Genomic DNA, 6,720 nt, shown 5'->3' with positions numbered 1-6,720 from the left:
CGCGAGCGCGTCGGTGAGGCCGGGCGGGCCGCCGGGGTGCACGGCCGCGGCGGGGGCGAGCTCGCCCCCGCCGAAGGCCCGGTCGACCAGGGTGCCCTCGACGATGCCGAGCTGGTCGGGGCCGGGCACGCCGAGCGTGACGCCGACCTTGCGCCCGGCCGGGGCGGCGGCGAGCAGGGCGGCGGCCGCGGCGTCGTCGGCGCCCGCCACGGCGACCGGCCCCAGCAGCACCTGCGCCTTGGCGGCGGCGTAGGCGGCCATCGAGCCGTGCCAGTCGAGGTGGTCGTCGGCCACGTTGAGCACGCAGCCCGCGGCCGGGCGGACCGACGGCGACCAGTGCAGCTGGAAGCTCGACAGCTCCACGGCCAGCACCTCGTGCCCGGCCCGCACCGCGTCGACGACCGGGTAGCCGATGTTGCCGCCGGCCACGGCGTCCCGACCGGCGGCGCGCAGGATCGCGGCGAGCATGCCCACGGTGGTGGTCTTGCCGTTGGTGCCGGTGACGGCGAGCCAGACCGGCGGGTTCGGCCGGGCCTGCCCGAGCCACCACGCCAGCTCCGGCTCCCCCACCAGCGGCACGCCCGCGGCGGCGGCCGCCGCGACCAGCGGGTGGTCGGGACGGCGGCCGGGACTCGTGACGACGAGCGCCGTGCCCGGCGGGATCGCGTCCGGGTCCCCGCCCGGCTCGGCGCCCGGCGGCAGGTCGGCGAGACGAGTGGGGACGGCGTCGGTGACGGTGACGCGCGCGCCCACGTCGACGAGCGCCGCGGCGGCGGCGAGGCCGGACACCCCGGCCCCGGCGACGAGCACGCGAGCGCCGGACAGGTCGGCTGGCTTCATCGTGCGGTTCGCACTCCCGTGGTGAATGGATGGCGTGGTGAATGGATGGCGGTCCGTGCACATCTCGAACGCACCGTGCACATGCCCGGAGGTGTGCACGGTCAGGGCAGGTCGAACTCCCCCGCGCGCACCCCGGCCAGGAACGCGGTCCACTCGTCCGGTGTGAACTGCAGGACGGGGCCGCGGCCGTGCTGCTTGCTGTCGCGGACGCCCACGCCGTCGCGCACGAACGCGACCTCGACACAATCACCGTTGTTGCCACCGGAGAAGCTGCTCTTGACCCAGGTGGCGCCGGTGAAATCCGGATCTGTGGAGGGCATCGGACGGTCCTTACGTGAGCTGGCGAGCCAACTCCCGGAGCCTACTGCGCGTCTCCGCCGGGCCGAGCGCCGCAGCCTGCAAGGCCCCCCACTCCGCCTCGTAGACCCGCACGGCGGGCGCGTCGTCGATATAGCGGGCGTCGTCCAAATCTTCGCAGTACGCAAACGTGAACGGTTGCTCAGCCCGGGCCGCCGGGATGCGTAGCAGGGTGAATCGCTGCGCGAACGCGGCGGTGGCGATCTCACCGTCGAACGGCCACATCTGGATCTGCACCCGCGGCCGCGCCGCCAGCTCCGCCATGTGCCGCAGCTGCTCCGACATCACCTTCGGCCCGCCGACCATCCTTCGGATGCACGATTCGGACAGCACGCAGCTCAAAGTCGGGGCGTCGGAACGAGCGAGAACCTCCTGCCGCTCCAGCCGCGAGCGCACGGCCGCGTCGACGTCGACCGGCCCTTCGAACGGAGACGCTGCCGCGTACAGCACCCGCATGTAGGCCTCGGTCTGGAGCAACCCGGGTACGACCTCGGTCTGGACGATCCTGATGTCCTCGGCGTCGCGCTCCAGGTCGACGTACGATCGGAACCACTCGGGGAAGGTGGCCCTGTCACCGCTCCATCGCCCGCGCCTGCGGTTGTCCCGCGACAGCTCGACCATCCACGCGACCTGTTCGGCGTCGGCGCGGTAGAACTCCAGCAGGAGCTTGAGGTCGCCGACGGTCACCGCGCTCTGCCCCAGCTCCAACCGACTGATCTTCGCGGGAGCGGAGCCGAGTTCATGCGCCGCTTCCGCTGGAGTGCGGCCCGCGGCCTCGCGCAACCGCCGCAGCTCGTTGCCGAGCTGCAGCTTCCGCACCGTCGGAGTCGCCACGCCGCCTCCCAATTTGAAATTCCATGCTGGAGTGCTACCGTGCTTACTGTAGCGCTCCCGAGGGGAAGGCTCGTCATGACGATCGAGGCCGTCGCGGTTCTGATCGGGTTCGGGCTGGTCGGGCTGTGGCTCGTCGCGCTCACCGCGAGCCAGCTCCGGGCGCGTCGGCAGGCGGGCGAGCCGGTGTACCGGCGCCTCCCGGACGGCCGCATCCGCTTCGAGTGGTCCGTCGGCACCGGGTATCACTCAGCGCGCCGGGCCGCGGACCGGCGGGACCGTTAACCCCCGCAGCGTTTGCGCGAGCGGCACTTTCGCTCATACCTATCGCTCGAACGGGCCGTTCGCGCAGTCGCTACGCGCCGCCGCCGGCGGATGCCGTCAGCCACTCCTGGTAGAACAGGCCCAGTCCCAGCGCCGCGCACATCGCCGCGAGCAGCCAGAACCGGATGATCACGGTGGTCTCGGCCCAGCCGGCCAGCTCGAAGTGGTGGTGGAACGGCGCCATCCGGAACACCCGCCGCCGGGTCGTGCGGAACACCGCGATCTGCACGGCCACCGACAGCGCCTCCACCACGAACACGCCGCCGATCACCACCAGCAGCAGCTCGGTGCGCGTCACGATCGACAGGCCGGCGAGGAGCCCGCCCAGTGCGAGCGAGCCGGTGTCGCCCATGAAGATCCGGGCCGGGGCGGCGTTCCACCACAGGAAGCCGATGCAGCCGCCCATCGCCGCCGCGGCGACGAGCGCGACGTCGAGCGGGTCGCGCACCTGGTAGCAGCCCGCGGCGCTCACCAGCGCGCAGTTGTTGCGGAACTGCCAGAACCCGATGATCGTGTAGGTGGCCAGCACCATCGCGGCCGTGCCCGCGGCCAGGCCGTCGAGCCCGTCGGTGAGGTTCACCGCGTTCGACCAGGCCGCGACGACGAGGTTCGCGAGCAGGACGAACCCGATCGCGCCGAACGACAGCACGGTGATGTCGCGGACGAACGACAGGCTGTCGGACGCGGGCGCGAGCCCGTCGGCGTTGGCGAAGCGGAGCGCCAGGATGCCGAAGATCGAGGCCGTCAGCACCTGGCCGACGATCTTCGAGGTCTTGTTCAGGCCCAGGTTGCGGGCGCGGCGGATCTTGATGAAGTCGTCGAGGAAGCCGACGACCCCCAGCGCCGTGGTGAGGAACAGCACCAGCAGCGCCGACGCCGTGATCGGCTCGCCGGTGAGCGTGTGCGACACGAGGTAGCCCATCCAGATCGCGACGATGATCGCCGCGCCGCCCATCGTCGGCGTGCCGCGCTTGGCCTGGTGACTCGACGGACCCTCGGCCCGGATCTCCTGGCCGAAACCCCGCCGGGCGAAGAACCGGATCAGGTACGGCGTGAGCATGATCGAGACCGCGAGGGCGACCCCCGCGGCGATGAAGACGCCTCTCACGGCGACACCAGCCCCGTCTCCCGCAGCAGCTGCGCTGCCACCCGTTCCAGCCCCGCGGCGCGGGACGCCTTCACCAGCACCACGTCACCCGGCGCGAGCTCCGCGCGCAGCAGGGCGACCGCCTCCGCCACGTCGCCGACGCACCGCGCACCCGGGTAGTCCTCGGTGGCCACCGCCACCAGCTCGTCGACGCCGAGCGCCGCCGCGAGCTCGGCGACCGCGGCGTGCGCCGCGACGCTGGTCTCGCCCAGTTCGGCGATCCGGCCCAGCACCGCCCACGTGCGGCGGCCCTCCCCCACCGCGGCGAGCGCGGTGAGCGCGGCGCGCATCGACTCGGGATTGGCGTTGTACGCGTCGTTGATCACGGTGACGCCGTCGGCGCGGTCGGTCACCTCCATCCGCCACTGCGACGCGGGCACGGCCGCCCCGAGCGCCGCGGCGACGCCGTCCGGCGTGCCACCCAGCTCGAGCGCCACTGTGGCGGCGGCGAGCGCGTTGCCGACGTGGTGCTCGCCCACGAGCGGCAGGGCGACGCGCGCGCGGCCCGCCGCCGCGACGAGCGTGAAGCGGGCGCGCCCGGCCTCCAGCCCGACGTCCTCGGCCCGGACATCGGCGTCGGACGCGCGCCCGAACCACACCACGCGGGCGGCCGTGCGGACGGCCATCGCCGCGACGGCCGGGTCGTCGGCGTTCAGGACGGCCACGCCGTCCTCCGGGAGGGCCTCGACCAGCTCACCCTTCGCCTGCGCGATCGCCGCGGGCGAGCCGAACTCGCCGAGGTGGGCGCTGCCCACGTTGAGCACCACCCCGATCCGGGGCGGCACGGCAGCGGCGAGCCCGGCGATGTGCCCCGGGCCGCGGGCGGAGAACTCCAGCACCAGATGGCGCGTGGCGGCGTCGGCGTGCAGGGCCGTCCACGGCAGGCCCAGCTCGTTGTTGAACGACCCGGGCGGGGCGACGGTCGGGCCGAGCGGCGCGAGGACGGCGGCGAGCAGGTCCTTCGTCGACGTCTTGCCCGAGCTGCCGGTGACCCCGACGACGGTGGTGCCCGGCAGCGCGCGCACGGCGTGCCCGGCCAGCCGGGCCAGCGCGGCGAGCACGGCAGCGCCCGAGCCGTCCCGGTCGTGGGCGTCGAGGTAGGTGCCCGTCCAGCGGGCCACCGGCGGGGCGATGACGGCGGGGCCGTCCACCTCGCGGCCCGCGAGCACGCCCGCCGCACCGGCGGCGACCGCCGACGCGGCGAAGTCGTGGCCGTCCACGCGCTCGCCGGGCAGCGCCACGAACAGACCGCCGGGGGCGATCGCGCGCGTGTCGAACTCGACGGCGGTGACCCGCTCCTCGCCCGACGCCCGGTGCAGCCTGCCCCCGGTCACAGCGGCGACGTCCGCCAGCCGCATCTCGATCATGCTCTCGTCCCGGTCATCGGTGATATCCGATCATCTGTGCGGCGGCGGGCCCGGTGGGGGGCGCCTGGTTCACGAGCGCCTGGTTCACGAGCGCGGCGACCCCGTCGCGGCCGCGATCGCCGCGGACAGCTCGGCCGCGTCGTCGAAGGGGTGCTTGACGCCGGCGATCTCCTGCCCGGTCTCGTGGCCCTTGCCGGCCACGACGACGGCGTCCCCCGGCTTCGCGTACGCCACGGCCGCCGCGATCGCCGCGCGCCGGTCGCCGATCTCCAGCAGGTCACCCCGGCCCGGCTCGGCCTCCGCGCCCGCCCGCATGGCCGCGCGGATCAGGGACGGGTCCTCGGTGCGGGGGTTGTCGTCGGTGATCACCAGCAGGTCCGAACGCGCCGCGGCGGCCGCCCCCATCAGCGGGCGCTTGCCCCGGTCGCGGTCGCCGCCGCAGCCGAGCACGACGATCAGCCTGCCCTGCACCTGTGCGCGCAGCGTGTCCAGCAGCGCCGCGACGGCGGCGGGCTTGTGGGCGTAGTCGACGACCGCCAGGTACGGCTGGCCCGCCTCGACGCGCTGCATCCGGCCCGGCACGGCCAGGTGCGCGAACCCTTCCGCGGCCACCGCGGCGGGCACGCCGACCGCGTCCAGGCAGGCCAGCGCGACCAGCGCGTTGGCGACGTTGAACGCCCCCGGCAGCAGCAGGCGCACCGGCACCTCGGCCCCGTCCGGGGCGAGCGCGGTGAAGGTCTGGGTGCCGTCGACGTCCGTGGCGGCGTCCACGGCGCGCCAGTCGGCGTCGCCGGTCGTCGAGACCGTGACCGCGCCCGGGGTGCGCGCGGCGAGCCTGCGGCCCCACTCGTCGTCGACGCAGACGACCGCGTGCTCCGCCCGGCCGTCGAACAGCGCCGCCTTGGCCGCGAAGTAGTCCTCCATGTCGCGGTGGAAGTCGAGGTGGTCCTGGGACAGGTTCGTGAACGCGGCGACAGCGAAGCGGGTGCCCGCCACGCGGCCGAGCGCGAGCGCGTGGCTCGACACCTCCATCGCCACATCGGTCACCGCGGCTTCGGCCATCACCCCGAACAGCGCCTGCAGGTCGGGCGCCTCGGGCGTGGTGAAGCCGGTGGGCAGCATCGCCCCGTCCAGCCGGGTGCCGACGGTGCCGATCAGCCCGGGCGTGCGACCCGCGGCCGCGAGCCCGGCCTCCAGCAGGTGCGCGACCGTGGTCTTGCCGCTGGTGCCGGTGACGCCGAGCACCGACAGCCGCGCCGTCGGGTCGCCGTAGACGAGCGCGGCAGCCGGGCCGAGGGCCTCGCGCGGCCGCGGGTGCACGAGCACCGGCACGTCCGCGAGAGCGGGACGGGTCGCCCCGTCGGGGTCGGTGAGCACCGCGACGGCGCCGGCGGCGAGCGCGGCGGCGGCGAAGTCGGCCCCGTGCGCGCGGGACCCCGGGAGCGCGGCGAACAGGTCGCCGGGGCGGACGTCCGCGGCGCGGAGCGTCACCCCGGTGACGGGGACGGCGGCGGAGGCCGGCCGGGGAGCAGCGACACCGACTGCGGCGGCGACGGCGTGCAGGTCCACCGGTCGCACCGACCGGGGCCGCGGCGGCGCCGGGGCCGGCGCTGCGGTGGCTGAACTGGCGGGCGACACGTCGCGGAAGGCTACCGGCGCACCCTGAGCGGCCCGCCCGCGCACCACCGCTTCACCGGCGACTCGGACGCCATCCGGCGCAGGGGCGATACCGGTGGGCGACCCGGCGCCGGAGGCGTCCCGAGGACCTGCCGGTGATCGCCCCGACACGGCCGGTGATCGACCCGGCGGCACCGGAACCGCCCGGACCGGCGGCCACGGCCGGCGAGAGCGCGG

At 75.0% G+C, this 6,720-nt stretch carries 7 protein-coding genes; 1 reads left to right on the top strand and 6 read right to left on the bottom strand.

Going from position 1 to position 6,720, the window contains the following annotated elements:
* The 3 genes from KME75_RS21170 to KME75_RS21160 form a co-directional block, all read right to left on the bottom strand.
* A partial coding sequence (locus KME75_RS21170) for a Mur ligase family protein (RefSeq protein WP_246632518.1) occupies positions 1-840 on the bottom strand: 840 nt, incomplete at its 3' end.
* A gap of 101 nt (positions 841-941) precedes the next feature.
* A complete protein-coding gene (locus KME75_RS21165; protein WP_219416610.1) occupies positions 942-1,160 on the bottom strand; it encodes a DUF397 domain-containing protein in 219 nt (72 codons plus the stop codon).
* Positions 1,161-1,170: 10 nt separating this feature from the next.
* Positions 1,171-2,031, bottom strand: a complete 861-nt coding sequence (locus KME75_RS21160) for a helix-turn-helix domain-containing protein (RefSeq protein ID WP_219416609.1) — start codon at positions 2,029-2,031, stop codon at positions 1,171-1,173.
* A 75-nt stretch (positions 2,032-2,106) separates the two neighbouring features.
* On the opposite strand from KME75_RS21160, the gene KME75_RS21155 reads away from it, so the two are divergent.
* Positions 2,107-2,313, top strand: a complete 207-nt coding sequence (locus KME75_RS21155) for a hypothetical protein (RefSeq protein WP_219416608.1) — start codon at positions 2,107-2,109, stop codon at positions 2,311-2,313.
* Positions 2,314-2,383: 70 nt separating this feature from the next.
* Here the strand turns inward: KME75_RS21155 and mraY are convergent, their stop codons facing one another.
* From mraY to KME75_RS21140, 3 genes are all read right to left on the bottom strand, one after another.
* The gene (mraY, locus tag KME75_RS21150) at positions 2,384-3,412 is read right to left on the bottom strand and encodes a phospho-N-acetylmuramoyl-pentapeptide-transferase (protein WP_246632528.1); all 1,029 of its coding nucleotides are present in this window, start codon (positions 3,410-3,412) and stop codon (positions 2,384-2,386) included.
* Between the two features lie 44 nt (positions 3,413-3,456).
* Positions 3,457-4,866: a UDP-N-acetylmuramoyl-tripeptide--D-alanyl-D-alanine ligase gene (locus KME75_RS21145; RefSeq protein ID WP_219416606.1), complete on the bottom strand. Its 1,410-nt coding sequence runs from the start codon at positions 4,864-4,866 to the stop codon at positions 3,457-3,459.
* An 84-nt stretch (positions 4,867-4,950) separates the two neighbouring features.
* Positions 4,951-6,435 carry a UDP-N-acetylmuramoyl-L-alanyl-D-glutamate--2,6-diaminopimelate ligase gene (locus KME75_RS21140; RefSeq protein WP_308282950.1) on the bottom strand — a complete coding sequence of 495 codons (1,485 nt, stop codon included), beginning with the start codon at positions 6,433-6,435 and terminating at the stop codon, positions 4,951-4,953.
* Positions 6,436-6,720 lie beyond the last annotated feature (285 nt).

Source organism: Pseudonocardia nigra, assembly GCF_019396355.1.
Taxonomy (GTDB): Bacteria; Actinomycetota; Actinomycetes; order Mycobacteriales; family Pseudonocardiaceae; genus Pseudonocardia; species Pseudonocardia nigra.
The sequence above is the reverse complement of the archived record's forward strand: the minus strand, read 5'-3'. Positions and strand labels throughout refer to the sequence as shown.

Bases quoted from the DNA above. Each gene is read 5' to 3' on its own strand.
- KME75_RS21165 (WP_219416610.1), bottom strand. From the start codon at position 1,160: ATGCCCTCCACAGATCCGGATTTCACCGGCGCCACCTGGGTCAAGAGC.
- KME75_RS21155 (WP_219416608.1), top strand. From the start codon at position 2,107: ATGACGATCGAGGCCGTCGCGGTTCTGATCGGGTTCGGGCTGGTCGGG.
- mraY (WP_246632528.1), bottom strand. From the start codon at position 3,412: ATGCTCACGCCGTACCTGATCCGGTTCTTCGCCCGGCGGGGTTTCGGC.
- KME75_RS21145 (WP_219416606.1), bottom strand. From the start codon at position 4,866: ATGATCGAGATGCGGCTGGCGGACGTCGCCGCTGTGACCGGGGGCAGG.